Source organism: Pseudomonas algeriensis (assembly GCF_048847255.1).
GTDB lineage: Bacteria > Pseudomonadota > Gammaproteobacteria > Pseudomonadales > Pseudomonadaceae > Aquipseudomonas.
On record NZ_JBKKRK010000007.1, the window covers coordinates 228,094 to 253,265 of the forward strand.

Genomic DNA, 25,172 nt, shown 5'->3' on the forward strand with positions numbered 1-25,172 from the left:
CCACCAGATCGCCTTCCTGCATCCGAGGCCCCATGCCAAGCGCATTCGAAAGCGTACTCAAGAACAAGAACATGGCTTATCGGCCCCAAGGGACTGCGTCGGTCAGCCAGGCGCCGGTGCGCGTCGCGTTTGTGCTGATGGACAACTTCTCGATGATGTCCTTCACCGGGGCGGTGGACGCACTGGTCACCGCCAACCTGATGAACGACACGCCACTGTATGAAGTGCTGACGGTAGGCGCTTCGGGCGGGCAGGTGACGAGCGACCTGGGAATCGTCATCTCAACCGATCTTGAGCTGGCGCAGTTGCCGGACAACCTGGACGTGCTGATTGTCGCCGGCGGCTTTCGCGTGAAGCTTGCGGGTACGCCATTACTGCGGCGCAAGCTGCGCGCCAATGCGGCTTGCGGGGCGTTGTTGGGCGGGTTGTGGAATGGCGTGTTTTTCGTGGCCGAGGCGAACCTGCTCGACGGTTTCGAATGTGCGGTCCACCCGGAAAGTCGCGCAACGATGGCTGAGATGTTCCCTGGCGTGAAAGTGTCCAGTCGCGCTTATGTCGTGGACCGTGAGCGGGTCAGTTGCGCGGGCGCCAACAGTTCGCTGCGCATGATGCTCCAACTGATCCGCCGCACGGGCGGGGAGACGCTGGTGGGAGCCATCGAAGAGATCCTTCGCTGCGATGAGTCAGGGGATGACGCCTCGGACCTGCCGCCAATCTTCGTCGAGACGGACCCGACGCTGCCGGAAAGCCTCAAGCTGGCGCTGGAACTGATGTGGCAGAACGTCGAGGAGCCGTTGACGATCGATGAGCTGGCGGCGTGCGTCAAGGTTTCCAAACGCCAGCTGGAACGGCGGTTCTGCCGGTTTCTCGGCGCGACCCCGACGCGTTATTACCTGGAGCTGCGCCTGACCCGTGCACGCCAGCTGATCCAACAGACCAACCGCTCCGTCACCGAGATCGCCGTCGCGACGGGTTTCGTCAGCTCACCGCATTTCCAGCGACGCTTCCGGGATTTTTTCGGCGTACCGCCTGGCAGCTATCGCTCGACGTTTGGACGCAAGCAGATATCGCCGTGAGCCTTGTCAGGCGGTACGCATTTTCTGAACGAAGTACAAGGCGATACAACCCGTGGCGCACAGCCAGATAATCGAGCCGCAGGCGGCCGTTATCAGGGAGAAGTCAGAGTCGAGCTCGACCATCCCCGGCACGGCGTAGGCGAACCAAAGCAAGGAGATGAGGACATAGGCCAGGGACGACATCAGGAGTTCGAAGATCTTTCTTGCGTGCATTGCAATTCCCCGCCCGTCGTGAAAGACGGGTGTTCAAGCTATCGGTCAGGTTGGCTTTTTTTCTGTCTGGGCAGAAATAAAAGAGTCTTAAGGCGGCGGATGGCGAGCGGTTGCGAGCCTCGTCGATCAACTGCGCAGACATTCCATGTCAGAAAGCTTCCAGGAAACGGCTTTGGTTCAGCCCTGGTCGTCCAGCAGATTTTCGATTGGCACTTCTTCCATTTGCGAGGCGGTCAGGGTAGTGCCTTTGCAGAGCACCTTGCCCACTTCGCCAGCGATCGAGCCCTCGACGATGCGGCCCTGCATCTGGTCGAAATCAGCCTTTTCCAATCCCTCGACGCTGTTATACATGCCCATGTGACGGACATTGCGACCGGCGCAATCAAGTTCAAGCTTTGTGTAACTGGTGAAATAGGCACCGGTTCTTTTTACCGTGGCCTGTACAGCCGAACCACTTTCAACGAACGAAACAATGGCGTATTCGGCATTCGAATCATCGTAGTTGTACTGAATTTTTTGTACGTCCGCTGCGGCTGGGTAAGCCGTCAGGACCGCGACCAGCGAAACAATCCTTTTCATTTCTTTCTTCCGTGATTGGCCTGCAACAAAGAGTGATGGCCAAGTGAGATCATTCTGCTTGGCTTGTCGGCCCGAGTCAACATTGCAAGACGATGACAAAAGCTTACCGTTGGTCGGGTGGAGACGATCATCTGGAACTTTAATCTTTTGATACATAACTCGCAATGGAAGGAACACATTCCACCAGCAAGGCGATGGCAATCGCGCCCGCGGAAATCAAAAAAAGCAGCCCATGATGCCCGCCGCTGGCGTTGAACAGCGCCGAATACGCAAAACCCGCCACCGCCTGAAATGTGGCGAATGAAACGGTCGCCCGGCTCCAGGCGACTTGCTGGCCATGATGGTTCGGTACCAGTTCAGCGTCGCGTTTTCCCAGGAAAACCAATAGCTGCGGATAAGCAAAATGTGCGAGCGAGCAGGCTCGCTCCCACAGGTTGCATGGGGCACTGGCCTCACGGCATTTGCGGCAGTTCCTGCGGCCGCAGGTCAAATACCAGCACTTCGGCATCCTGGCCATTGCCCAGCATCAGTACCTGTTCCTGGCGCACCCGCACGCCATCGCCTTCGTGCAACGGCACGCCATTGAGCTCTACGCTGCCCCGGGCCACGTGGACATAGGCATAGCGATCGGCAGCCAACGTCAGCGTGGCGCTTTCCTGGCCGTCGAACAGCCCGGCATAAACCCGCGCGTCCTGGCGAACGTGGAGCGATCCCTGGGCCCCGTCCGGCGAAATGATCAATTGCAGGCGGCCACGTTTCTGCTCGGTACTGAAATGTTCCTGCTGGTAGCGCGGCGTGGCGCCCACCACGTTGGGCACGATCCAGATCTGCAGGAAATGCACCGGCTCGTCGGCGCTGTGATTGAATTCACTGTGCGCTACGCCACTGCCAGCACTCATCAATTGCACATCACCGGGGCGAATGACCGAACCGGTGCCCAAGGTGTCCTTGTGCTCCAGTGCCCCTTCGAGCACGTAGGAGAAAATCTCCATGTCGCGGTGTGGGTGCTGGCCGAAACCTTTGGCGGCGGCGACCCGGTCGTCGTTGATCACCAGCAGGTCGGAAAAACCCTGTTGATTGAGGTCGCGGTAGCTGGCGAACGAAAAGGTGTGGAACGACGTCAGCCAGCCGTGACGGGCGATACCGCGATCAGAAGCTTTGCGAAGGGTGAGCATGGAAGTTCTCCTGGTTCAGTGGGCGGTGGCCGTGGCCGTTCGCCGGGTTCAGAAGAAGGTTAATGGTAATTGGGTTGTTCAATAAGCAGGGGAATAGGGAAACACTGTCCGTTTTGAGTGGACAATCTCGCAGCGGATGCTTCGCTTGGTCATGATGCCAACCGATTAAACTCCCTGTGGGAGCGCCTTGCTCGCGATACGGTCGGCCCATCCAACCGCTATGCAACCTGACTCACCCGGATCACAATGCTCACCTGAACCGGCAGACTGTCCACCCACGGAATGACAATGAACCCCTTCGAAGAGATGCGCATCTTTGCCCAGGTCATGGAGTCTGGCAGTTTCACCGCCGCAGCGGACAAGCTCGGGCTGTCCAAGCAATTCGTCAGCCGCAAGCTCATGGAGCTGGAGCAACGCCTGGGGGTGCGCCTGCTCAATCGCTCGACCCGTCGGCTGGATGTCACGCCGCTCGGCCAGCGCTACTACGAAGCGGCGTTGCGCCTGCTCAGCGAAGTCGAGCAAGTGGAGCAGGGCATCAGCGGCCAGACCAGCGAGCCGCGTGGGACCATTCGGCTCAGCGCGCCGTTGTCATTCGCCGTGGCGCACCTGGGCAGCCTGCTGCCGCTGTTCTTGCAACGCTACCGGGATGTCAGCGTCGAGGTGGACCTGAGCGACCGCTCGGTTGACCTTTTGGGGGAAGGCTATGACCTGGCACTGAGGATCGGCGTGCTGGAGGATTCAACGCTGATCGCCCGGCGCATCGCGAGCATCGAACGCGTGTACTGCGCCAGCCCGGCTTATCTGTCAGACAAAGGCACACCCATACGACCCGAAGACCTGCGCAATCACGACTGTTTGCCTTATGGACACAGCCGTCAGGTGCAGTGGCGTTTCGAGGGGCATGGCAAGCCGCTGGTCCTGGAAGTGGTGGGACGGATGCGGGCCAATAACGGCGACCTGCTCAGGGATGCGGCGATTGCCGGGATGGGGATCACGTATCTGCCAACCTTCATCGTCGGCGATGCGCTAAAGGATGGTCGCCTGGTCAAGGTGCTGGAGGGGTTCGAAACCGAGCCGTTGACGCTGTCGGCGGTCTATCCGCAACACCGCCAGGCTTCGCGACCGGTGCAGGCGTTGGTGGAATTCTTGCGCGAGCAGATGATATGAAGGCCGCGACGCTTCAACCCGATCGGTGGTTGAAGCGTTCGCGGCCATGGATCAAGCGGCGAGGTTGGCGCTGCTCAGTTCTTTCTTGTACTGCGCTTTCATGGTTTCCATTTGCTCGCCCAAAGCGTCCAGCTTGGCCTTGCCCAGCACCTTCTTGGCTTGAGGGAACATTTCTTTCTCTTCTTCCTCGATGTGGTGCTCCAGCAGCTCTTTCACAACTTTGACGCGGCCCGCGAATTCAGGCTGGGAAGGGTCGGTGGCTTTCAGGTCGGGCAGCACCAGCGAATCGACGGTGCGGTGCTCTTCCTTGGCTTCGTAATACATCTCGGCTTCTTCCTTGCCGCCTTCCTGCTTGAAGGCCGGGTACAGGATTTCTTCTTCCAGGCGGGTGTGGATGGTGACTTCCATTTCCAGCTTCGCCAGTAGCTCGGTGCGTTTCTTGACCGCGCGATCAGTGGACTCACTCAGTTGAGTGAGAATGGCTTTGACGCGTTCATGGTCGGCTTTCAACAGGTCGATGGCGTTCATGTGCTGCTCCTCGGTCATTCACGGATGCGGGCCGGCTTCGAGCGCCGACGCCACGTAACATGACAGGTGCATCCGTCGTGCCAGCCGAGCCGCTTTATTAATTACTTAAAAATCAGTGGCTTATCTTTTCTGCCAGTTTCGCTATCGTGCAGGCTGCAAGAGTCACCATCAAAACGCGTTGCACTTTGCGCTGCCAAGGCCGTCAGCGGTTGTCGATCGATTGCCTGACCCGTTCCGCCAGTGCCAGGCAGGACGTCAGCCCCGGGGATTCGATACCGAACAGGTTGATCAGCCCCGGCACCTTGTGCTCGGTTTCAGCGCTGATAAGAAAGTCCCGGGCCGGTTCCCCCGGGGCGGAGATTTTCGGGCGAATGCCGCTGTAGGCGGGTTGCAGGCTCCGGTCGGGCAAGCCCGGCCAGTAGTTTCGAATGGCCTGGTAGAACGCTTCGGCCCGGGCCGGATCCACTCGGTAGTCTTCTGCTTCGACCCATTCGGTGTCAGGACCGAAACGCGCCTGGCCCGCCAGATCGAGCGTCATATGAATGCCCAGGCCAGCGGCTTCTGGCGCCGGATAGACCAAATGGCGGAATGGTGCCCGCCCGGCCAGTTGGAAGTAGTTGCCCTTGCACAGATAACCATCGGGAATCCACTGCCGGGCCAGACCCTCGATCCGGCGGGCGAGGGCAGGGGCCTGGAGGCCGGCGGCGTTGATCAGGCGGCGGCACGACAACGTCATCTGCGCCGTGCCGCCCAATGTCAGGCTGAAGCCCTCGTCGACAACACGAGCCTCTAGCAAGGGCGTGCGAAACACCACGTTGGCGCCCGCCGCCTCGGCATCCCCCTGCAATGCCAACATCAAGGCGTGGGCGTCGACGATACCGGTAGAGGGCGAGTACAGCGCGCCAACACAGGACAGCTCCGGCTCCAGCGCCTGTGCCTGCTTTTTATCGAGCAGGCGCAGGTCATCCACCCCGTTGAGCAGGCCGCGCGCCAGAAGCTTTTCAAGCTCGGCCAGTTGTGCTTGATCCTTCGCCACGATCAGTTTGCCGAGCCGGCGAGTCTGGACGCCGTGGCTGGCGCAGTAGTCATACAGTCGTCGCCGGCCTTCGACACACAGCTGCGCCTTGAGGCTGCCCGGCGGGTAATACAGCCCGGCATGGATCACTTCCGAATTGCGCGAGCTGATGCCCGCGCCGATGGCATCGCCTGCTTCGATCACCAGCACTTCATGCCCGGCGCGCGCCATCTCCCGCGCCACGGCCAGGCCGACGACGCCTGCGCCGACCACTACGCACTCGATATCTGCGCTCAACGCAGCGGCTTCCAAAATGAAAACAGTTTCTGCGCGACGGTGGTCTGGTTGGTCAAGCCCAAGTCATCGATCCTCACGGGTGTGCCAAAGGCGTAGCAGGTAAAGGGTAGAACCGACTATTTCATAGCGCATTTCGTAATGGCCGACCTGAATTCTGCGTACGTCTCGAGGGTCGAACTCTTCCAGGCGTTCACCAATTCGCGGGTTAACCAGCAGAGAGCTGGGCGCTGCCGTGAGTTGTTGCACGGTCCGCGCGGCGGCGGGTTGATTTACCGAAGCCAGAAACTCATAAAGTCGAGCAATGTCGGAAAGCGCCTTGCTGGTCCACTTCAACTCCATCAGCGCGGTACCGGTAACGGGGCGTCGGTGCTGAGACTGTCGGCCCAAGCCTGGACAGCCTGATGATCAATCACTCGGCCAGCGTCGACGTCCGCCAACGCCTCATGGGTCAGCCGGCTTCGCTCCTCTTCCTGGTCGATCCAGGCAGATAACGCCTGTTTGACGATCCAATTCCTAGAGCGCTCGAGTCGCTCGGCCATCAAGTCGACTTTCTCGGCCAGGTGGACCGGGACATGAGCCGTGACCGATCGGGTCTTCGCAGTGGTAGTCATGGTGGATTTCTCCTTGGCAATCGATAGTAGAGCCAGTCTTCTGAAGCGGTCACTCTCGAAGGCTGAGTATAGGTGATTAGTTTTGATGCTATGAGCAGCAAAATAAATCATATTGAATAAGGTGTCAGTATCAATCGCCTGAGTCTGGCTGAGCCAAGGCCGGCCCGCTATCACGCCTTGTGATAGAGCAGCCAAAAAAAATGCCCGCATCTCACGATACGGGCATTTTTGTTACCAATGACGCTCAGGCAATCAGCCGGTTAACCCAGCCTGCTGAACCAGGGTCAGCAACGGCTGCGGGTACACACCCAGGAAGAACGCCAATACGGCGATGGCCAGCAGCATGACGCCGCCTGCCTTTTGTTCCCAGTGCAACTCGGCATCGTGGCGACGCAGGTTCGGTTCCATCAGGTACAGCGTGACCATGACGCGCAGGTAGTAGAACACGCCGATGGCACTGCCCAGCACCAGGGAGCCGACCAGCCACCATTGGTGAGCCTCGACGCCGGTGGCAATGATGTAGAACTTGCCGATGAAGCCGGCGGTCAGCGGGATGCCGGCCAGGGACAGCATCATCACGGTCAGCACGGCGGTCAGGTACGGACGGCGCCAGAACAGGCCACGGTATTCGTACAGGGCATCGGCGTCGCGGCCGTTGTACGGCGAGGACATCAGGGTGATCACGCCGAAAGCGCCGAGGCTGGTGATCACGTAGGTGACCAAGTACACGCCAATGGCTTCCACGGCCAGGCCCTTGCTGGCGATCAGAGCAATCAGCAGGTAGCCGAAGTGGGCGATGGACGAGTAACCCAGCAGACGCTTGAGGTTGCTCTGGGTCAGCGCCAGCAGGTTACCGAACAGGATCGACGCGATGGCGATGATGGTGAGCACGTTACTCAACACGCCGCTGCTGGCCACTGGCGAGATCTGGAACAGACGCACCATGACCGCGAACACCGCCACCTTCGATGCGGTGGCGAGGAACGCCGCCACGGGCGCCGGGGCGCCTTCGTAGACGTCCGGGGTCCAGAGGTGGAACGGAACCAGCGACAGCTTGAACGCCAGGCCGATCAGCATCATGCCCAGGCCCAGTTGAGCGATCGGGCTAGGCAGGCCGGTGGCCGCCAGGGCCTGGCCGATACCGACGAAGCTCAGGGTGCCGGCTTCAGCGTAGAGCAGGGCCATGCCGAACAACAGGAACGCGGAACCGGCGGCCGACAACACCATGTACTTGATGCCGGCTTCCAGGGAGCGCTTGTTGAAGAAGGCGTAGGCCACCAGGCCATAGACCGGCACCGACAGCAGTTCCAGGCCGATGAACAGGCTCGCCAGGTGCTGTGCGCTGACCAGGACCAGGCCACCGGCGGCGGCCATCAGGATCAGCAGGTACAGTTCTTCGCGGTTGCCCGGGTAACCCGAGCCCCCATCACCCAGATAGGCGTGGGCGAGGGTGACGCAGGCGAGGGTGGCGACCAGGATCAGCGCCATATACAGGCAGGCGAAGCTGTCGATCTGTATCAGTGGCGTGACCGCCAGGGGCGCGACTTTCAGGGCCGGCAGGATCGACAGCAGGGCCAGGTTCAGCCCCGCCACCGACAGCAGGAAGGTTTGTGCGTGATTGCGGCGCCAGGCGATCGCCAGCATCACCACGATGATCGTGGCGCTGGTGATCAACAGCGGCGCAAGCGCGATAAAGTGTTGAATCGTGAATTCCATAGCGCTCTTACCGGGCCGAAGCGAGTTGAGAGAAGGCGGTGCCGAGCCACTGCTGCACGCCATGCATCGTGGCGGCGGAAGTGTCGAGGAATGGCTGCGGATAGACGCCGAGGTAAACCAGCAGCACCGCAAGGCCAAGCACCATGATCAGTTCGCGACCGTCCATGCCGCGCAGCACTTCATCGGACTTGGCCGGACCGAAGTAGGCGCGGTGGATCATGATCAGCGAGTAGACCGAACCGAACACCAGGCCGGACGTGGCAATCGCGGTGATCCATGGCGCGCTGACGAACGAGCCGATCAGGATCAGGAACTCGCCGACGAAGTTGCCGGTGCCTGGCAGGCCCAGGGAAGCGGCTGCGAAGAACAGGCTGATGGCCGGCAGGTAGGCGATGCGCGACCAGATGCCGCCCATTTCACGCATGTCCCGGGTATGCAGGCGCTCGTACAACTGGCCGCTGAGGATAAACAGCGCCGCAGCCGACAGGCCGTGGGCCAGCATCTGGATCACCGCGCCTTGCAGGGCCAACTGGCTGCCGGAGTAGATCCCGATCAGCACGAAGCCCATGTGCGAAACGCTGGAGAACGCGATCAGGCGCTTGATGTCGGTCTGGGCGAAGGCCAGGAACGCACCGTAGAAAATACCGATCAGGCCCAGGGTCATGGCGATCGGCGCAAACTCGGCCGAGGCGTTCGGGAACAGCGGCAAGGCAAAGCGCAGCAGGCCGTAGGCCGCTGTCTTCAACAAGATACCGGCCAGGTCCACGGAACCGGCCGTCGGCGCCTGGGCGTGGGCGTCGGGCAGCCAGGAGTGGAATGGCACCACCGGCAGCTTCACCGCGAAGGCGATGAAGAAGCCCAGCATCAGCACGTACTCGGTGGCCTTGGACATCTGCACTTTCAACAGGTCGGCGTAGTTGAAGGTAATCACGCCGGTGTTGTTGAAGTTCACCAGAACCAGGCCAAGGATCGCCACCAACATGATCAGGCCGGAAGCCTGGGTGAAGATGAAGAACTTGGTCGCTGCGTAGATCCGCGTCTTCTTGCCGTCCGAAGAACTGTGACCCCAGAGCGCGATGAGGAAATACATCGGCACCAGCATCATTTCCCAGAAGAAAAAGAACATGAACAGGTCCAGCGCCAGGAACACGCCGACGACACCGCCCAGGATCCACATCAGGTTCAGGTGGAAGAAACCGACGTGACGCTGGATCTCTTTCCAGGAGCAGAGCACCGAGAGAATACCCAGCAAGCCGGTCAGCAGGATCATCAGCAGCGACAGGCCGTCGAGGGCCAGGTGCACGCTGATGCCGAAGCGCTCGATCCAGGCGTGCTTGAATTCAAGTGCCCAGGTCGGATCGGCGCCAGGGGCCGGTGCGAATGAATAGTCGCCGGTCGCCCACAGCCAGAGGCCGAGCGCGAGTTCCAGGGACATGGTCAGCAGCGCAATCCAGCGCGGGAGGGTAGAGCTGGAACGCTCCGCCATCCAGCACAGCAGGCCGCCGATGAAGGGGATCAGGATTAGCCAGGGCAGAATCATGACGGGCTCGTTTCCTTTCGCAAGTTCGCAAGGTTCATATCAGACCGCTACCAGCACGATGGCGCCGATAACCAGCACGGCGCCAGCCGCCATGGAAGCCGCATACCAACGCAGTTGACCGGTCTCGGTACGGCTCAGGGCAGTGTGGCCACCCTTGGCCATGCGCGGGATCAGGCCAATGGTCTGGTCGAGCGGGTCTTTGCGCAGAATGTGGCTGATCGCAAGGTATGGCTTGACGAACAGTTTGTCGTAGATCCAATCGAAGCCCCAGGCAGCGAACCACCAGGCCGAGAGGAAACGCCCGATGCCGCTGTTGGCGATGGCCGTGACGAAGCGACGCTTGCCGAGGAACAGCAGGGCAGCCAGCAGGATACCCGCCAGGGCGATGGCGCCCGAGGCGATCTCCAGGCTGTGCTTGGCTTCGCCGCCGGCATGGCCGACGCTTTGCGGCAGCACATCGGCCAGCGGTGGGGTGATCATGGCGCCGACGAAGGTCGACAGCACGATCAGCACCGACAGCGGCAGCCAGTGGGCAATGCCGTGGCCGGCGTGGGCTTCGGTCTTGGCTTCACCGTGGAATGCGATGAAGATCAGGCGGAAGGTGTACAGCGAGGTCATGAACGCACCCACCAGGCCGGCATAAAGCAGACCCTGGTTACCGCTGGCGAACGCTTCCCAGAGGATCTCGTCCTTGGAGTAGAAGCCAGCGGTGACCAATGGCAGGGCCGCCAGGGCCGCGCCACCCACGATGAAGCTGGCATAGGCCAACGGCAGTTTCTTCCACAGGCCGCCCATCTTGAAGATGTTCTGTTCGTGGTGGCAGGCAACGATCACCGCACCGGAGGCAAGGAACAGCAGGGCCTTGAAGAAGGCGTGGGTCATCAGGTGGAAGATCGCGCCTTCCCAGGCACCGACGCCCAGGGCCAGGAACATGTAGCCGATCTGGCTCATGGTCGAGTAGGCGAGGATGCGCTTGATGTCGGTCTGTACCAGCGCGGCAAAACCGGCCAGCACCAGGGTCACGCCGCCAACCAGGCCGACCAGGTGCAGGATGTCCGGCGCCAGGGCGAACAGGCCGTGGGTACGGGCGATCAGGTAGACACCGGCGGTGACCATGGTCGCGGCGTGGATCAGCGCCGAAACCGGCGTCGGGCCCGCCATCGCGTCCGCCAACCAGGTCTGCAGCGGCAGTTGCGCGGATTTGCCGACAGCGCCGCCCAGCAGCATCAGGGTCGCCAGGACGATCCAGAAGTCGCCGGCCTTGAAGTGCTCGGGCGCCTTGACCAGCAATTCCTGGATATTCAGCGTGCCCAGCTGCTGGAACAGGATGAACAGGCCGATGGCCATGAACACGTCGCCGATGCGGGTCACGATGAAAGCCTTGAGCGCGGCGTTACCGTTGTTGCGGTTGCTGTAGTAGAAACCGATCAACAGGTACGAGCACAGGCCCACGCCTTCCCAGCCGAAGTACAGGAACAACAGGTTATCGCCGAGCACCAGGAACAGCATGCTGGCGATGAACAGGTTGGTGTAGGCGAAGAAGCGCGAGTAACCGGCTTCACCGCGCATGTACCACGAGGCGAACAGGTGGATCAGGAAACCCACGCCGACCACCACGCCGAGCATGGTCACCGACAGGCCGTCCAGGTAAAGGGCGAAGTTCGGCGTGAAGCCTTCCACCGCCATCCACTGCCACAGCACCTGCACGTACGCGCCACCTTCCGGCGGGGCGACGTTGAATTGCCAGATCACATACGCGGTAACGATGGCAGACAGGCCGATGGAGCCCACGCCAACCAGCGCCGAAAGGTTTTCCGACCAGCGTCCACGGGAGAACGACAGCAGCAGGAAACCGATAAGGGGAAATATGAAAGTCAGGAAAAGAAGGTTCATCCGCGCATCTCGCTGGCAGCGTCAATATCGAGAGTGTGGAAGCGGCGATACAGCTGCAACAGGATCGCCAGGCCAATACTGGCCTCGGCGGCTGCCAGGCTGATCACCAGGATGAACATGATCTGTCCATCCGGTTGCGCCCAGCGAGCGCCCGCAACGATGAAGGCCAGGGCGGAGGCATTCATCATCACCTCCAGGCTCATCAGCACGAACAGAATGTTGCGGCGGACCATCAGGCCGACCAGACCGAGACAGAACAGGATGCCGGCAACCGCCAGACCATGCTCGAGAGGGATAGCAGGCATGTGATTACTCCTTCGCCTCATTACGGCCCAAATGGAACGCCGTGACGACTGCGGCAAGCAGCAGCATCGAGGCGAGTTCGACCACCAGCAGATACGGGCCGAACAGGCTGATGCCCACGGCCTTGGCGTCTACGGTGGTGTGGCCGATGGCCTGGCCGCTCTGGTGGGCGAACAGCACATACAGCAGTTCTCCCAGCAGCAGGGCGGCGAGAATCACCGGCCCCCCCCAGATGCCAGGCTTGAGCCAGGCGCGTTCCTGTTGGATCGCCGCCGGGCCGAGGTTGAGCATCATCACCACGAACACGAACAGCACCATGATGGCGCCGGCGTAAGCGATCACTTCCAAGGCACCGGCGAACGGCGCGCCGAGGGCGAAGAAGGTCATGGCCACGGCGATCAGCGAAATGATCAGGTAGAGCAGGGCGTGCACGGGGTTGGTGTTGGTGACCACACGAAGCGTGGACACCACCGCGATACCCGATGCGAAATAGAAAGCGAATTCCATCTTTCTTCCTTAAGGCAGCAAGCTCTTCACGTTGATCGGTTCGGCTTCGTTCTGCGCGGCGCCTTTCGGCTTACCGGCAATGGCCATACCTGCAACACGATAGAAGTTGTAATCAGGGTTTTTACCGGGACCGGAAATCAGCAGGTCTTCTTTCTCGTACACCAGGTCCTGACGCTTGAAGTCAGCCATTTCGAAATCCGGCGTGAGCTGGATCGCGGTGGTCGGGCACGCTTCCTCGCACAAGCCGCAGAAGATGCAGCGCGAGAAGTTGATGCGGAAGAAGTCCGGGTACCAGCGACCGTCTTCGGTCTCGGCTTTCTGCAGCGAGATGCAGCCTACCGGGCACGCCACGGCGCACAGGTTGCAGGCCACGCAGCGCTCTTCGCCGTCAGGGTCGCGGGTCAGGACGATGCGCCCGCGATAACGCGGCGCCAGGTAGACCTGTTCTTCCGGGTATTGCAGGGTGTCGCGCTTGCGAAAGCCATGGCCGAAGATCATGACCAGGCTTCGCAGTTGGGTACCGGTACCCTTAACGATGTCGCCAATATATTTGAACATGGGTCAAATCCTCACTGAACCGCGGCCGCGGGCGCGTTCATCAAAACGATCGCAGCGGTCACCAGCATGTTGATCAGGGTCAGCGGCAGGCAGAACTTCCAGCTGAAATCCATCACCTGGTCGTAGCGTGGGCGCGGGATCGAGGCGCGCAACAGAACGAACAGCATGATGAAAAACGCGGTCTTCAGGGCGAACCAGACGAAGGACAGTTGCGGCAGGATGCCGAACGGACCGTGCCAGCCACCGAAGAACAGCGTCACCAGCAGTGCCGAGATCAGGATGATGCCGATGTACTCGCCAACGAAGAACATGCCCCATTTCATGCCGGCATATTCAATGTGGTAACCGTCGGCCAGTTCCTGTTCCGCTTCCGGCTGGTCGAAGGGATGACGGTGAGTCACGGCCACGCCAGCGATGAAGAAAGTACAGAAGCCGAAGAACTGCGGAATGATGAACCACAGGTTCTGGGCCTGGTACTCGACGATGTCGCGCATGTTGAACGAGCCGGCCTGAATCACGATGCCCATCAGCGACAGGCCCATGAACACTTCATAGGACACGGTCTGGGCCGAGGCCCGCAGGCTGCCGAGCAGGGCGAACTTGTTGTTGCTCGACCAACCGGCGAACAACACCGCGTACACCGACAGGCCGGCCATGGCGAAGAAGAACAGCAGGCCGATGTTCAGGTCCGCCACGCCCCAGGTCGGGGTGATCGGGATGACCGCGAAGGCGATCAGCAAGGCGCTCATGGCCACGACCGGTGCCAGGGTGAAGATCACCTTGTCGGCGAACGGTGGCGTCCAGTCTTCCTTGAAGAACATCTTCACCATGTCGGCGGCGATCTGGAACATGCCGAACGGGCCGACGCGGTTCGGACCGTAGCGGTCCTGCCACCAGCCCAGCAGGCGACGTTCGACGAAGCTCAGCAACGCGCCGCAGACCACCACGGCCAGCAAGACCACGATGGCCTTGAGGACCGTCAGGATCACGGCGATCACTTCAGGGGTGAACCAGCTCATTGCGCTGCCTCCTGCAGACCGTCGACGGTTTTGCCGAAAATCGCCGGTGGAATACCCGCCAGGCCAGCCGGCAGGGCCACCAGGCCGGCGCCCAGTTCTTCATTGATGCGCAGCGGCAGACGCAGGGTCTGACCGGCCACGTTCAGGCTCAGCAGGGCACCGTCGTTGACGCCCAGGCGATCGGCTTCGGACTTGGCCAGCGACACGTAGGCGGCCGGGATGCGCTCCTGCACAGGCTCGGCCTTGGAAGAGTTCTCTTCGCTGCCGAACAGGTGATGGAACGGCACGACCTGCCAGGTGCCCGGTGCCGGGTTGAAGGCACGTGGGACGCTGGCGAACCAGCCCAGGCCATCGCCCTGGCTTTCGATCAGGCGAGTGCCCGGATCACCGGCGCGCAGGTGGCCGCCGACTTCGTCCTGGAACTTGTTCCAGGCCTGCGGCGAGTTCCAGCCCGGCGACCAGGCGAACGGCACTTGCGAGCGCGGTTCGGCGGAGCCCGAGTAACCTTCCATGGAGAAGGCGAACGCGGTGTCCTTGTCCTGCGGAGTACGCGGTTCGTGGACACTGATATTGGCGCGCATCGCGGTGCGACCGGAGTAGCGCAGCGGTTCGCGAGCCAGTTTCAGGCCCTTGATGCGGAACGCGGCGGACGGCGCGGCGTCGACCACACCGGCCAGTTGCGCAGTGCTCGAGGCAACGGCGGCCGTGACGTGGTCCAGTTGCGTCCAGTCGATCGGCTGGTTCAGCAGGGTGGCGCGCAGGGCGTGCAGCCAGCGCCAGCCTTCGTGGACCAGAATGCTGGCGTCCAGGTACTGCGGGTCGAAAACCTGGAAGAAGCGCTGGGCGCGGCCTTCCTGGCTGACCAGCGTACCGTCGCCTTCGGCGAAGCTTGCCGCCGGCAGCACCAGGTCGGCGCGGTCGGTGGTGGCGGTTTTCTGATGGTCGGCGACGATCAAGACCTTGGCGGCGCTCAGGGCGGCATCGACCTTGGCATTGTCGGTGCGGGTGAACAGGTCGTTCTCCAGCACGACGATGGCGTCGGCGTTGCCGTCGATCACCGCTTGCAGCGCCGCGTCGACCGATTCGCCACCAAGCATGGCCAGGCCGAGGCTGTTGGCCTCAGGTACAACCAGGCTGATGGAGCCATTTTTCTCGCGCAGCTTCAGTGCCTTGGCGATGTTGGCCGCGGCTTGGATCAGCGCCTTGGAACCCAGGGAGGTGCCGGCGATGATCAGTGGTCGCTTGGCGGCCAGCAGGGCGTCGGCAATGCGTTGGGCGAGGGCGGCTGCTTCACTGTCCAGGCCGTCGACGGCCGGGGCGCTGGCGTCCAGGGCGTGGGCCACGGCGAAACCGATGCGCGCCAGATCGTCCGGAGCGGCGTGGACGCATTCTTCGGCCACGTCGTCGAGCTTGGTTTCAGCGAGGCTGGCGATGAACAGCGGGTTCAGCGCGTGCTGGCCGATGTTCTTCACGGCGGCGTCGAGCCATGGCTGGACGCGCATGGCGTCGGCCATGTCCTCGGCCTTGCCCTTGACCGACTGGCGCAGGGCGAGGGCCATGCGGGCGGCGGTCTGGGTCAGGTCTTCGCCGAGGACGAACACTGCGTCGTGGTCTTCGATGTCGCGCATCGTCGGCACGGGCAGTGGGCTGTCCTTGAGCACTTGCAGCACCAGGCGGATGCGTTCCAGCTCGCCGGCCTCGATGCCACTGTAGAAGTGCTCGGCGCCGACCAGCTCACGCAGGGCGTAGTTGCTTTCCAGGCTGGCGCGAGGCGAACCGATGCCGACGATGTTGCGTCCGCGCAGCAGCTCGGCGGCCTTGTCCAGGGCTTCGTCCAGGCTCAGCTTGGCGCCGTTTGCGAGCAGCGGCTGGCGCGGGCGATCCTTGCGGTTGACGTAGCCATAGCCGAAACGGCCACGGTCGCACAGGAAGTACTGGTTCACCGAACCGTTGTAGCGGTTTTCGATACGGCGCAGTTCGCCGTAACGCTCGCCCGGGCTGATGTTGCAACCGCTGGAGCAGCCGTGGCAGATGCTTGGCGCGAACTGCATGTCCCACTTGCGGTTGTAACGCTCGGAGTGGGTCTTGTCGGTGAACACACCGGTCGGGCAGACCTCGGTGAGGTTGCCGGAGAATTCACTTTCCAGGGTGCCGTCTTCAACGCGACCGAAGTAGACGTTGTCGTGGGCGCCGAACACGCCCAGGTCGGTACCGCCGGCGTAGTCCTTGTAGAAACGCACGCAACGGTAGCAGGCGATGCAGCGGTTCATCTCGTGGGAAATGAACGGGCCGAGATCCTGGTTCTGGTGGGTACGCTTGGTGAAGCGATAACGGCGCTCGTTGTGGCCGGTCATCACGGTCATGTCTTGCAGGTGGCAATGGCCGCCTTCCTCACAGACCGGGCAGTCGTGAGGGTGGTTGGTCATCAACCATTCGACGACGCTGGCGCGAAATACTTTCGCTTCTTCGTCGTCGATGGAGATCCAGCTGCCGTCGGTGGCGGGGGTCATGCAGGACATGACGATCCGACCACGCTTGTCGTTCTCGTCGGTGTACTGCTTGACCGCGCACTGGCGGCAGGCGCCAACGCTGCCAAGGGCGGGGTGCCAGCAGAAATAAGGAATGTCGAGGCCCAGCGACAGACATGCCTGTAACAGGTTGTCTGCGCCATCGACTTCGAGCTCTTTGCCGTCTACGTGGATAGTGGCCATGGTTCAAAGTTCTTCGTTGGCCCGGTGTCAGCGGGCGTGGCTAATGGAATCTTGTCGTTCGTCCGAATCCAAACAGCCTCGGTAAAGAGGCGTCATCGAACGAAAGGCGAAGGGCACGGACCCTTCGCCTTTTTAAGCGTCGTTACGCGCCGACCATGGTCGGCGAGACCACCTGATTGAGATCGTCCGCGCGGGTTGGCGCGATGCCGGCCTCGAATTCAGGGCGGAAGTATTTGATGGCGCTGCCCAACGGCTCCACGGCACCCGGTGCGTGAGCACAGAAGGTCTTGCCTGGGCCGAGGAAACCCACCAGGCCCAGCAGGGTCTCGATGTCGCCGGGTTGGCCTTGGCCTTTCTCGATGGCCATCAAGAGCTTGACGCTCCAGGGCAGGCCGTCGCGGCAAGGGGTGCAGAAACCGCAGGATTCGCGCGAGAAAAACTGCTCCATGTTGCGCAGAAGCGAAACCATGTTGACGCTGTCGTCCACCGCCATCGCGAGGCCGGTACCCATCCGGGTGCCCACCTTGGCGATGCCGCCGGCATACATTTGTGCGTCCAGGTGTTCCGGCAACAGGAAACCGGTGCCGGCGCCGCCGGGTTGCCAGCACTTGAGCTTGTAGCCGTCGCGCATGCCGCCGGCGTAATCCTCGAACAGCTCGCGCGCGGTGACGCCGAACGGCAGTTCCCACAGGCCAGGGTTCTTGACCTTGCCGGAGAAGCCCATGAGCTTGGTGCCCATGTCTTCACTGCCGTCACGGGCCAGGGATTTGTACCAGTCGACGCCGTCGGCGATGATCGCCGGCACGTTGCACAGGGTCTCGACGTTGTTCACGCAGGTCGGCTTGCCCCACACGCCGACGGCGGCGGGGAAGGGCGGCTTGGAGCGTGGGTTGGCGCGGCGGCCTTCCAGGGAGTTGATCAACGCGGTTTCTTCACCGCAGATGTAACGCCCGGCGCCGGTGTGGACGAACAGCTCGAAATCGAAGCCTGAGCCCAGGATGTTCTTGCCCAGCAGGCCAGCGGCCTTGGCTTCTTCCACGGCACGGTTCAGGTGCTTGGCGGCGGTGGTGTATTCGCCACGCAGGAAGATGTAGCCACGGTAGGTCTTCAGCGCGCGGGCACTGATCAGCATGCCTTCGATCAGCAGATGGGGCAGTTGCTCCATCAGCATGCGGTCTTTCCAGGTGTTGGGTTCCATCTCGTCCGCGTTGCACAGCAGGTAGCGGATGTTGATGGACTCGTCCTTTGGCATCAGGCCCCATTTCACGCCGGTGGGGAAGCCCGCGCCGCCACGGCCCTTGAGGCCGGCGTCCTTCACGGTCTGGACGATGTCATCGGCGGCCATGTCGGCGAATGCCTTGCGCGCGGCGGCATAGCCGTTCTTCGCCTGGTATTCGTCCAGCCATACCGCTTCGCCGTCGTCACGCAGACGCCACGTCAGGGGATGGGTTTCGGCCGAACGCTGGATGCGGTTGGCGGGCCCGAAGGAAGTCAGGGTCATACGTAGCCCTCCAGCAGTTTGGCGACGCCATCCGGCTTGACGTCACCAAAGGTGTCGTCATCGATCATCAGCGCCGGCGCCTTGTCGCAGTTGCCCAGGCAGCACACGGGCAGCAGGGTGAAGCGGCCGTCGGCGGTGGTCTGGCCCAGGCCGATGCCCAGCTTGCTCTGGAGCTCGCCGACCACCGATTCGTGGCCGCCGATGTAGCAGACCATGCTGTCGCAGACGCGAATGATGTGGCGGCCTACGGGCTGGCGGAAAATCTGGCTGTAGAAGGTAGCGACGCCTTCGACGTCGCTGGCCGGGATGCCGAGGATCTCGCCGATGGCGTAGAGTGCGCCGTCAGGCACCCAGCCACGTTCCTTCTGGACGATCTTCAAGGCTTCGATCGACGCCGCGCGCGGGTCTTCGTAGTGATGCAGCTCGTGCTCGATGGCCGAGCGCTCGGTTTCGCTCAGGGCGAAACGGTCAGTCTGGATAAGCGTGCTGTTCATGCTTAGCGGTCCACGTCGGCCATAACGAAATCGATACTACCCAGGTACGCGATCAAGTCCGCGACCATGCTGCCTTTGATCACCGAAGGGATCTGCTGCAGGTGCGGGTAGCTTGGGGTGCGAATCCGGGTGCGGTAGCTCATGGTGCCGCCGTCGCTCGTCAGGTAATAACTGTTGATGCCCTTGGTCGCTTCGATCATCTGGAAGGATTCGTTGGCCGGCATGACCGGGCCCCACGAAACTTGCAGGAAGTGCGTGATCAGGGTCTCGATGTGTTGCAGCGTGCGCTCTTTGGGTGGCGGCGTGGTCAGCGGGTGGTCCGCCTTGTACGGGCCTTCCGGCATGTTGCGCATGCACTGCTCGATGATCTTGACGCTCTGGCGCATTTCCTCGACGCGAACCATGCAGCGGTCATAAGCGTCGCCGTTGGCGGCCAGCGGAACTTCGAACTCGAAGTTTTCGTAGCCGGAGTACGGGCGCGCCTTGCGCAGGTCGAAGTCCAGGCCGGTGGCGCGCAGGCTCGGTCCGGTAACGCCCCATTCCAGCGCTTCCTTGGTGTTGTAGGCGGCCACGCCTTCGGTTCGGCCGCGCAGGATGCTGTTCTTCAGGGCGGCCTTGGTGTATTCGTCCAGGCGCTTGGGCATCCACTCGACGAAATCCTTGACCAGCTTTTCCCAGCCGCGCGGCAGGTCGTGGGCCACGCCGCCGATGCGGTACCAGGCCGGGTGCAGGCGGAAACCGGTGATCGCTTCGATCACGGTGTAGGCTTTCTGGCGGTCGGTGAACGTGAAGAATACCGGCGTCATCGCGCCCACGTCCTGGATGTAGGTGCCCAGGAACAGCAGGTGGCTGGTGATGCGGAAGAACTCGGCCATCATGATGCGGATGACATCGACCCGGTCCGGTACCTTGATCCCGGCGAGTTTCTCGACCGAAAGCACGTACGGCAGGTTGTTCATCACGCCGCCGAGGTAGTCGATGCGGTCAGTGTATGGAATGTAGCTGTGCCAGGACTGGCGCTCACCCATCTTCTCGGCGCCACGGTGGTGGTAGCCGATGTCCGGAACGCAATCGACGATCTCTTCGCCGTCCAGCTGCAGGATGATGCGGAACGCACCGTGGGCCGAAGGGTGGTTCGGGCCCAGGTTGAGGAACATGTAGTCCTCGTTGGCACCGGAACGCTTCATTCCCCAGTCTTCAGGCTTGAAGCGCGCGGACTCTTCTTCGAGTTGCTGCTTGGCCAGGGTCAGGCTGTACGGGTCGAACTCCGTGGCACGGGCCGGGAAGTCCTTGCGCAGCGGGTGACCTTCCCAGGTCGGCGGCATCATGATGCGCGTCAGGTGCGGGTGGCCGGGGAAATCGATGCCGAACATGTCCCAGACTTCACGCTCGTACCAGTTGGCGTTCGGCCAGATGCCGGTCACGGTCGGCACGCTGAGGTCGCTTTCGGACAAGGCGACCTTGATCATTACGTCACTATTACGCTCCACCGACAACAGGTGGTAGAACACGGTGAAGTCGGCACCAGGCAAGCCCTGGCGCTTGGTGCGCAGACGCTCGTCCACGCCATGCAGGTCATAGAGCATGACGTACGGCTTGGGCAGGTTGCGCAGGAAGGTCAGGACTTCGATCAGCTTGGCGCGGGCAACCCAAAGCACCGGCATGCCGGTGCGGGTCGACTGGAGCGTGAACGCCTCTGCGCCAAAACGGTTGTTCAGTTCGACGACCACATCCTGGTCGTCTGCCTTGTAAGGCGGGATGTACAGAGCACTGCCTGTAGTCATGGTTATTTATCGCTTTCGGTCAACGTAAAGAATGAAGCCAGGTTCTCGTTTCTTCTACAGAGCAGAGCTGGATCAGACTTCGTCGGGGCTGCGCAGATTCGTGACTGCGATTCGCTGTTCGCGGCGCTGTTCCTTTTGCGACGGCATGTCGGCGCGATAGACGCCTTGATCACCGACGACCCAGGACAGTGGGCGACGCTCCTGGCCGATGGATTCCTGCAGCAGCATCAAGCCTTGCAGGAACGCTTCGGGGCGGGGCGGGCAGCCGGGCACGTAGACATCCACGGGGAGGAATTTGTCGACCCCCTGGACCACGGAGTAAATGTCATACATGCCGCCGGAGTTGGCACAGGCGCCCATGGAAATGACCCACTTGGGTTCCAGCATCTGTTCGTACAGGCGCTGAATGATGGGGGCCATTTTCAGGAACGGCGTACCGGCGATAACCATGAAATCCGCCTGGCGCGGCGATGCCCGGATCACTTCGGCGCCAAAGCGCGCGATGTCGTGGGGCGCCGTGAAGGCGGTGGTCATTTCCACGTAGCAGCACGAAAGGCCGAAGTTGTACGGCCAAAGGGAGTTCTTGCGACCCCAGTTGACCGTGCTGTTCAGCACGTCTTCGAGCTTGCCCATGAAGATGTTCTTGTGGACTTGATCTTCTAACGGATCGGCGACGGTTTCCCGTTTGCCGATCGGATATTGCTCGTTAGGAGCATCGGGGTCGATCCTGGTGAGATTGTATTGCATTGCCAAAGCCTCATTGTTTCAGCTTCGCTTGCCGCTTGCGCCGAGCTTCCGGAGCCCAATCAAGAGCTCCCACCCGGTAAAGGTAGACAAGACCTGCCAACAGAATTGCTATGAAAACGAGAGCTTCGACGAATCCGGTCCAGCCGCTTTCGCGGACGGACACAGACCAGGCAAAGAGAAAAAGGGCTTCGATATCGAAGATCACGAAGAGCATCGCGACCAGATAGAATTTGGCTGAGAGCCGCAAGCGGGCGCCACCGGTAGGCAGCATGCCGGACTCGAACGGTTCATTCTTGCTGCGGCCCCAGGCTTTTGACCCGAGCAGGCTCGACACGCCGAGCATGAAGGCACACAGGCCGACGACGCCCAGAAGGAAAATGGCAAAGCCCCAATTGTGGGCCATGAGTCCTGTCGCTTCGGGCATGCTGGAAATCCTTAACAGAGAGCAAAGGTCTCTGAGCTTCAAAAAGAAATAACGCAGTGACGATATGTCGCAGCAATCAATCGCGGTGATTTTATGGCTAAACACCGGGCAAGTAAAATTCCAATGGCGAAATTATTTATTGGAATAAGGACATAGTACGTCTCCACCGCCCCGCAGCCCCGGCCCCATGGGGATTGGCTGTTGATACCTCAAAAGAATTTCGTTTCATATGTAACAATGAAAGCGCCTTCAAATGATAATTATTACTGTTTGGCTGCGCGGCACCGCAGGTAGTCGATGCAACAACTGAGAACTTGTCTTATATAGCTGTGATGGCAGTTGTCAGCGCTGGCCGTTTTACTCTTTTTCTGACTGCCCGATACTGCGTTCGATCAATTTTTTTGCTTTTCCTGTGGGGCGCTTCCTTAAGGCTTGTCTGGATCCCTGTGGCGAGGGAGCTTGCTCCCGCTTGAGTGCGAAGCGCTCACAAAAAGGCTGCTGCGCAGCCAGCGGGAGCAAGCTCCCTCGCCACAAAATCCTTTCATGTGACGACATTGCTGCCAAAGCATAGGCAAAAAAAAGCCCCGAACCAGTCGGGGCTTCAAATCGTCGGCTTTGCGGTTAGTTTTTATTCGGTCCGCAAGGGCCGTTTACGCGATAGATCAGTGGAACTGCTCTTCTTCGGTCGACCCGGTCAGCGCGGTCACGGACGAGGTGCCGCCCTGGATCACGGTGGTCATGTCGTCGAAGTAGCCGGTGCCGACTTCCTGCTGGTGGGCCACAAAGGTGTAGCCTTTGGCGGCGTCAGCGAATTCCTGCTCTTGCAGCTTCACGTAGGCGGTCATGTCGTTGCGGGCGTAGTCGTGCGCCAGGTTGAACATGCTGTGCCACATGTTGTGGATGCCGGCTAGGGTGATGAACTGGTGCTTGTAGCCCATGGCGGACAGTTCGCGCTGGAACTTGGCGATGGTCGCGTCGTCCAGGTTCTTCTTCCAGTTGAAGGAAGGCGAGCAGTTGTACGACAGCAGTTGGTCCGGGTATTCCTTCTTGATCGCTTCGGCGAAGCGACGGGCTTCGTCCAGGTCCGGCTTGGCGGTTTCGCACCAGATCAGGTCGGCGTACGGGGCGTAGGCCAGGCCGCGGGCGATGGCCTGGTCGAGGCCAGCGCGTACTTTGTAAAAGCCTTCCTGGGTACGGGTGCCGGTGACGAACGGCTGGTCGTACGGGTCGCAGTCCGAGGTCAGCAGGTCAGCGGCGTTCGCGTCGGTACGGGCCAGGATGATGGTCGGTACGCCTGCAACGTCGGCCGCCAGGCGAGCGGCGGTCAGTTTCTGTACGGCTTCCTGTGTAGGAACCAGTACCTTGCCGCCCATGTGGCCGCATTTTTTCACCGAGGCCAATTGGTCTTCGAAGTGAACGCCGGCGGCACCTGCCTCGATCATGCTCTTCATCAGTTCGTAGGCGTTCAGTACGCCGCCGAAACCGGCTTCGGCATCAGCCACGATAGGTGCGAAGTAGTCGATGTAGCCTTCGTCGCCCGGGTTCTTGCCGGCTTTCCACTGGATCTGGTCGGCGCGACGGAACGAGTTGTTGATGCGCTTGACCACGGTTGGAACCGAGTCCACTGGATACAGCGACTGGTCAGGGTACATGGATTCGGCGGAGTTGTTGTCCGCGGCCACTTGCCAGCCCGACAGGTAGATCGCCTGGATACCGGCCTTGACTTGCTGCACAGCCTGGCCGCCAGTCAGGGCGCCCATGCAGTTGACGAAGTCTTTCTCGGGGCGGAAGGAAGGCTTGGCGCCCTGGGTGACCAGGTTCCACAGCTTCTCGGCGCCCATTTTCGCAAAGGTGTGTTCAGGTTGAACCGAACCACGCAGACGGACGACGTCAGCAGCGGAATAATTGCGCTTCACGCCTTTCCAGCGCGGGTTTTCAGCCCAGTCTTTTTCAAGGGCTGCAATTTGCTGTTCGCGTGTCAGTGCCATGGAGATAAACCTCGTCGCATAGGTCTGGGGTGGAAAATTCCTGCTCCTGCCGACCAGGGGTTGGCGTACAAGTCGGTTCAGGCGGGGAGGCGACGGGATGAACGATGGGCTCGAGGGGAAAGTGAGCAGGTAGAGGCGAACTGCGGGCGCATTCGGGCGTCGTGGGCCTTTATACGAACTCAGAGTGATGCCGGGTTACCTAGTTACGCTTCCGTCCCTCGGGACAACTTCGTTCCAGTCGCAACCTCGTCAAACACACCTTGTGGGCGGTACAGACACGAATCGGCTCGCAGGGTGGTTGCAAGCATCGACCCGAAGGCCCTTGCCAGGGCCCCTGATTAGCGGGAGCGAGGCCATCATGCCTTCGGTTTTTTGGCTCGTCAAACGTTTTGTAGTGCGTTTTTTCAAGCACTACATCTTTGGTCTAATACGACTCATCAGTCAGTTTTTGGTGCTTCAGTTCAGGGTGTCGACCTTCACCCGCAGAATCATGTCATCCCGGCCTTGGGTCGAGTAGCTGCGGGTCAGGCCTTGTTTGTCGGCTTGAGTCTGGCGGTTCACCCCAGCGAGGGTGATCCATTCGCCGAGGCGCCCGCTGACGGTTGTGTCGGTGCTTTGCACGTTCACTACATCTGGACGTTCCTGGCTCATGCGGTCACGGTTGGTGCTGATACTCAGGTGAACGGTCTCGCCAGTGACACTGGCGGTGACATAAAAACCTTGGGTGACGTTGCGGTATTCGGTCTGGCTTTGCATGCGACCGTAGCCGTCGGTCTGGTTGCTGGTGAATGGCACGCTCTGACCGACCTGGATGAGCGCCGGCTGGCCTTCGCTGGCCTGGATCTGCTGCACGCCGCCCTCACGGCTGGCGGTGCTGCGGTTGATGATGCGTGTCTGGCTGGGCGCGGCGCCGTTGATCGAGTAGCCCTGGTCGCCTTGCAGGTTGTTCTCGTTGGTGTCGACGGTGATCAGCAAGCGCTTGGGAGCGGTGTCCAGTTGCGCCAGGAATTGCCGGAGTTCTTCGATCTTGCCCGGTTCGGCATTCACGATCAGTTGGTTGCCGTAGGCGCTGACCTGGCCATTTTTGCCGAGGAAATTCTGTGCCACCGGCAGTAGATCCGCGCTGGTGCGGTAGTTCAGCGGTACGATTTCGGTAGCGGCCATGACTGACAGGCTGCAGCCGAGCAGCAGGGTGGTCAGCAAGGTGCGTAGGGACATGTCCATTTCTCCGCGAGACAAAGGCTAGATATTGCCAGTTTGTCGGCCCCGGGTGGGGCAAGTTGAATGGTAGACGGCAAAACGCCCCGGCATCGGTGGATGGCGGGG

At 61.1% G+C, this 25,172-nt stretch carries 24 protein-coding genes and 1 pseudogene; 2 read left to right on the forward strand and 23 right to left on the reverse strand.

What is annotated here, in order from left to right; genetic code table 11:
• Window positions 1-32 precede the first annotated feature (32 nt).
• A complete protein-coding gene (locus ACLK1G_RS13410) occupies window positions 33-1,076 on the forward strand; it encodes a GlxA family transcriptional regulator (RefSeq protein ID WP_420765854.1) in 1,044 nt (347 codons plus the stop codon).
• A gap of 6 nt (window positions 1,077-1,082) precedes the next feature.
• Here ACLK1G_RS13410 and ACLK1G_RS13415 read toward each other — a convergent pair whose 3' ends face one another.
• The 4 genes and pseudogenes from ACLK1G_RS13415 to ACLK1G_RS13430 form a co-directional block, all read right to left on the reverse strand.
• Window positions 1,083-1,289, reverse strand: coding sequence for a hypothetical protein (locus ACLK1G_RS13415; protein ID WP_420765855.1), 207 nt, complete (start codon window positions 1,287-1,289; stop codon window positions 1,083-1,085).
• Between the two features lie 177 nt (window positions 1,290-1,466).
• Window positions 1,467-1,868 (reverse strand): hypothetical protein, encoded by a 402-nt coding sequence (locus ACLK1G_RS13420; RefSeq protein ID WP_420765856.1) that lies wholly within the window; start codon window positions 1,866-1,868, stop codon window positions 1,467-1,469.
• Window positions 1,869-2,007: 139 nt separating this feature from the next.
• Window positions 2,008-2,226 (reverse strand): annotated as a pseudogene (locus ACLK1G_RS13425) (MFS transporter); the annotation flags it as partial.
• A 94-nt stretch (window positions 2,227-2,320) separates the two neighbouring features.
• Entirely contained in the window at window positions 2,321-3,043 is a 723-nt protein-coding gene (locus ACLK1G_RS13430; protein ID WP_420765857.1) for a pirin family protein, read from the reverse strand.
• Between the two features lie 288 nt (window positions 3,044-3,331).
• Between ACLK1G_RS13430 and ACLK1G_RS13435 the strand changes: the two genes are divergently transcribed.
• Window positions 3,332-4,210 carry a LysR family transcriptional regulator gene (locus ACLK1G_RS13435; protein ID WP_420765858.1) on the forward strand — a complete coding sequence of 293 codons (879 nt, stop codon included), beginning with the start codon at window positions 3,332-3,334 and terminating at the stop codon, window positions 4,208-4,210.
• A gap of 51 nt (window positions 4,211-4,261) precedes the next feature.
• Here ACLK1G_RS13435 and ACLK1G_RS13440 read toward each other — a convergent pair whose 3' ends face one another.
• The 19 genes from ACLK1G_RS13440 to ACLK1G_RS13530 form a co-directional block, all read right to left on the reverse strand.
• Window positions 4,262-4,738, reverse strand: coding sequence for a PA2171 family ribosome-binding persister protein (locus ACLK1G_RS13440; protein WP_420765859.1), 477 nt, complete (start codon window positions 4,736-4,738; stop codon window positions 4,262-4,264).
• 202 nt (window positions 4,739-4,940) lie between these two features.
• The gene (locus ACLK1G_RS13445; protein ID WP_420765860.1) at window positions 4,941-6,050 is read right to left on the reverse strand and encodes an NAD(P)/FAD-dependent oxidoreductase; all 1,110 of its coding nucleotides are present in this window, start codon (window positions 6,048-6,050) and stop codon (window positions 4,941-4,943) included.
• A gap of 63 nt (window positions 6,051-6,113) precedes the next feature.
• The gene (locus ACLK1G_RS13450; RefSeq protein ID WP_420765861.1) at window positions 6,114-6,389 is read right to left on the reverse strand and encodes a type II toxin-antitoxin system RelE/ParE family toxin; all 276 of its coding nucleotides are present in this window, start codon (window positions 6,387-6,389) and stop codon (window positions 6,114-6,116) included.
• Window positions 6,389-6,661 (reverse strand): CopG family ribbon-helix-helix protein, encoded by a 273-nt coding sequence (locus ACLK1G_RS13455; RefSeq protein WP_030141313.1) that lies wholly within the window; start codon window positions 6,659-6,661, stop codon window positions 6,389-6,391. Before ACLK1G_RS13455 ends, ACLK1G_RS13450 begins: the two co-directional genes overlap by 1 nt.
• Window positions 6,662-6,913: 252 nt before the next feature.
• Window positions 6,914-8,377: an NADH-quinone oxidoreductase subunit NuoN gene (gene nuoN, locus ACLK1G_RS13460; protein WP_186609337.1), complete on the reverse strand. Its 1,464-nt coding sequence runs from the start codon at window positions 8,375-8,377 to the stop codon at window positions 6,914-6,916.
• Window positions 8,378-8,384: 7 nt separating this feature from the next.
• The gene (gene nuoM / locus ACLK1G_RS13465) at window positions 8,385-9,917 is read right to left on the reverse strand and encodes an NADH-quinone oxidoreductase subunit M (RefSeq protein WP_420765862.1); all 1,533 of its coding nucleotides are present in this window, start codon (window positions 9,915-9,917) and stop codon (window positions 8,385-8,387) included.
• Window positions 9,918-9,956: 39 nt separating this feature from the next.
• Window positions 9,957-11,810, reverse strand: a complete 1,854-nt coding sequence (gene nuoL, locus ACLK1G_RS13470; RefSeq protein WP_420765863.1) for an NADH-quinone oxidoreductase subunit L — start codon at window positions 11,808-11,810, stop codon at window positions 9,957-9,959.
• Window positions 11,807-12,115 (reverse strand): NADH-quinone oxidoreductase subunit NuoK, encoded by a 309-nt coding sequence (gene nuoK, locus ACLK1G_RS13475; protein ID WP_003180046.1) that lies wholly within the window; start codon window positions 12,113-12,115, stop codon window positions 11,807-11,809. Before nuoK ends, nuoL begins: the two co-directional genes overlap by 4 nt.
• 4 nt (window positions 12,116-12,119) lie before the next feature.
• Entirely contained in the window at window positions 12,120-12,620 is a 501-nt protein-coding gene (gene nuoJ / locus ACLK1G_RS13480) for an NADH-quinone oxidoreductase subunit J (protein WP_420765864.1), read from the reverse strand.
• 9 nt (window positions 12,621-12,629) lie between these two features.
• A complete protein-coding gene (nuoI, locus tag ACLK1G_RS13485) occupies window positions 12,630-13,178 on the reverse strand; it encodes an NADH-quinone oxidoreductase subunit NuoI (RefSeq protein ID WP_215005602.1) in 549 nt (182 codons plus the stop codon).
• An 11-nt stretch (window positions 13,179-13,189) separates the two neighbouring features.
• On the reverse strand, window positions 13,190-14,197 hold the full coding sequence (gene nuoH / locus ACLK1G_RS13490; RefSeq protein WP_039592869.1) for an NADH-quinone oxidoreductase subunit NuoH: 1,008 nt from the start codon (window positions 14,195-14,197) through the stop codon (window positions 13,190-13,192).
• On the reverse strand, window positions 14,194-16,908 hold the full coding sequence (nuoG, locus tag ACLK1G_RS13495) for an NADH-quinone oxidoreductase subunit NuoG (RefSeq protein WP_420765865.1): 2,715 nt from the start codon (window positions 16,906-16,908) through the stop codon (window positions 14,194-14,196). The genes nuoH and nuoG overlap by 4 nt, the downstream gene beginning before the upstream one ends.
• A gap of 142 nt (window positions 16,909-17,050) precedes the next feature.
• Window positions 17,051-18,409 carry an NADH-quinone oxidoreductase subunit NuoF gene (gene nuoF, locus ACLK1G_RS13500; protein ID WP_420765866.1) on the reverse strand — a complete coding sequence of 453 codons (1,359 nt, stop codon included), beginning with the start codon at window positions 18,407-18,409 and terminating at the stop codon, window positions 17,051-17,053.
• Window positions 18,406-18,903 (reverse strand): NADH-quinone oxidoreductase subunit NuoE, encoded by a 498-nt coding sequence (nuoE, locus tag ACLK1G_RS13505; protein ID WP_092196990.1) that lies wholly within the window; start codon window positions 18,901-18,903, stop codon window positions 18,406-18,408. Before nuoE ends, nuoF begins: the two co-directional genes overlap by 4 nt.
• A 2-nt stretch (window positions 18,904-18,905) precedes the next feature.
• Entirely contained in the window at window positions 18,906-20,687 is a 1,782-nt protein-coding gene (gene nuoC, locus ACLK1G_RS13510; RefSeq protein WP_420765867.1) for an NADH-quinone oxidoreductase subunit C/D, read from the reverse strand.
• Window positions 20,688-20,759: 72 nt separating this feature from the next.
• A complete protein-coding gene (locus tag ACLK1G_RS13515) occupies window positions 20,760-21,434 on the reverse strand; it encodes a NuoB/complex I 20 kDa subunit family protein (protein ID WP_039592874.1) in 675 nt (224 codons plus the stop codon).
• Between the two features lie 10 nt (window positions 21,435-21,444).
• Entirely contained in the window at window positions 21,445-21,858 is a 414-nt protein-coding gene (locus ACLK1G_RS13520) for an NADH-quinone oxidoreductase subunit A (protein ID WP_030141323.1), read from the reverse strand.
• A gap of 662 nt (window positions 21,859-22,520) precedes the next feature.
• Window positions 22,521-23,846, reverse strand: coding sequence for an isocitrate lyase (gene aceA / locus ACLK1G_RS13525; RefSeq protein WP_018925513.1), 1,326 nt, complete (start codon window positions 23,844-23,846; stop codon window positions 22,521-22,523).
• A gap of 456 nt (window positions 23,847-24,302) precedes the next feature.
• Complete coding sequence (locus ACLK1G_RS13530; protein ID WP_420765868.1) at window positions 24,303-25,064, reverse strand: secretin N-terminal domain-containing protein; 762 nt, start codon at window positions 25,062-25,064, stop codon at window positions 24,303-24,305.
• Window positions 25,065-25,172 lie beyond the last annotated feature (108 nt).

Coding starts and splice junctions, on each gene's coding strand:
- ACLK1G_RS13430 (WP_420765857.1), bottom strand. CDS start 3,043: ATGCTCACCCTTCGCAAAGCTTCTGATCGCGGTATCGCCCGTCACGGC.
- ACLK1G_RS13530 (WP_420765868.1), bottom strand. CDS start 25,064: ATGTCCCTACGCACCTTGCTGACCACCCTGCTGCTCGGCTGCAGCCTG.
- ACLK1G_RS13410 (WP_420765854.1), top strand. CDS start 33: ATGCCAAGCGCATTCGAAAGCGTACTCAAGAACAAGAACATGGCTTAT.
- ACLK1G_RS13440 (WP_420765859.1), bottom strand. CDS start 4,738: ATGAACGCCATCGACCTGTTGAAAGCCGACCATGAACGCGTCAAAGCC.
- nuoC (WP_420765867.1), bottom strand. CDS start 20,687: ATGACTACAGGCAGTGCTCTGTACATCCCGCCTTACAAGGCAGACGAC.
- nuoM (WP_420765862.1), bottom strand. CDS start 9,917: ATGATTCTGCCCTGGCTAATCCTGATCCCCTTCATCGGCGGCCTGCTG.
- ACLK1G_RS13515 (WP_039592874.1), bottom strand. CDS start 21,434: ATGCAATACAATCTCACCAGGATCGACCCCGATGCTCCTAACGAGCAA.
- ACLK1G_RS13455 (WP_030141313.1), bottom strand. CDS start 6,661: ATGACTACCACTGCGAAGACCCGATCGGTCACGGCTCATGTCCCGGTC.
- nuoK (WP_003180046.1), bottom strand. CDS start 12,115: ATGCCTGCTATCCCTCTCGAGCATGGTCTGGCGGTTGCCGGCATCCTG.
- nuoN (WP_186609337.1), bottom strand. CDS start 8,377: ATGGAATTCACGATTCAACACTTTATCGCGCTTGCGCCGCTGTTGATC.
- nuoH (WP_039592869.1), bottom strand. CDS start 14,197: ATGAGCTGGTTCACCCCTGAAGTGATCGCCGTGATCCTGACGGTCCTC.
- ACLK1G_RS13450 (WP_420765861.1), bottom strand. CDS start 6,389: ATGGAGTTGAAGTGGACCAGCAAGGCGCTTTCCGACATTGCTCGACTT.
- nuoG (WP_420765865.1), bottom strand. CDS start 16,908: ATGGCCACTATCCACGTAGACGGCAAAGAGCTCGAAGTCGATGGCGCA.
- nuoJ (WP_420765864.1), bottom strand. CDS start 12,620: ATGGAATTCGCTTTCTATTTCGCATCGGGTATCGCGGTGGTGTCCACG.
- aceA (WP_018925513.1), bottom strand. CDS start 23,846: ATGGCACTGACACGCGAACAGCAAATTGCAGCCCTTGAAAAAGACTGG.
- ACLK1G_RS13420 (WP_420765856.1), bottom strand. CDS start 1,868: ATGAAAAGGATTGTTTCGCTGGTCGCGGTCCTGACGGCTTACCCAGCC.
- ACLK1G_RS13435 (WP_420765858.1), top strand. CDS start 3,332: ATGAACCCCTTCGAAGAGATGCGCATCTTTGCCCAGGTCATGGAGTCT.
- nuoI (WP_215005602.1), bottom strand. CDS start 13,178: ATGTTCAAATATATTGGCGACATCGTTAAGGGTACCGGTACCCAACTG.
- ACLK1G_RS13520 (WP_030141323.1), bottom strand. CDS start 21,858: ATGCCCGAAGCGACAGGACTCATGGCCCACAATTGGGGCTTTGCCATT.
- nuoL (WP_420765863.1), bottom strand. CDS start 11,810: ATGAACCTTCTTTTCCTGACTTTCATATTTCCCCTTATCGGTTTCCTG.
- nuoE (WP_092196990.1), bottom strand. CDS start 18,903: ATGAACAGCACGCTTATCCAGACTGACCGTTTCGCCCTGAGCGAAACC.
- nuoF (WP_420765866.1), bottom strand. CDS start 18,409: ATGACCCTGACTTCCTTCGGGCCCGCCAACCGCATCCAGCGTTCGGCC.
- ACLK1G_RS13415 (WP_420765855.1), bottom strand. CDS start 1,289: ATGCACGCAAGAAAGATCTTCGAACTCCTGATGTCGTCCCTGGCCTAT.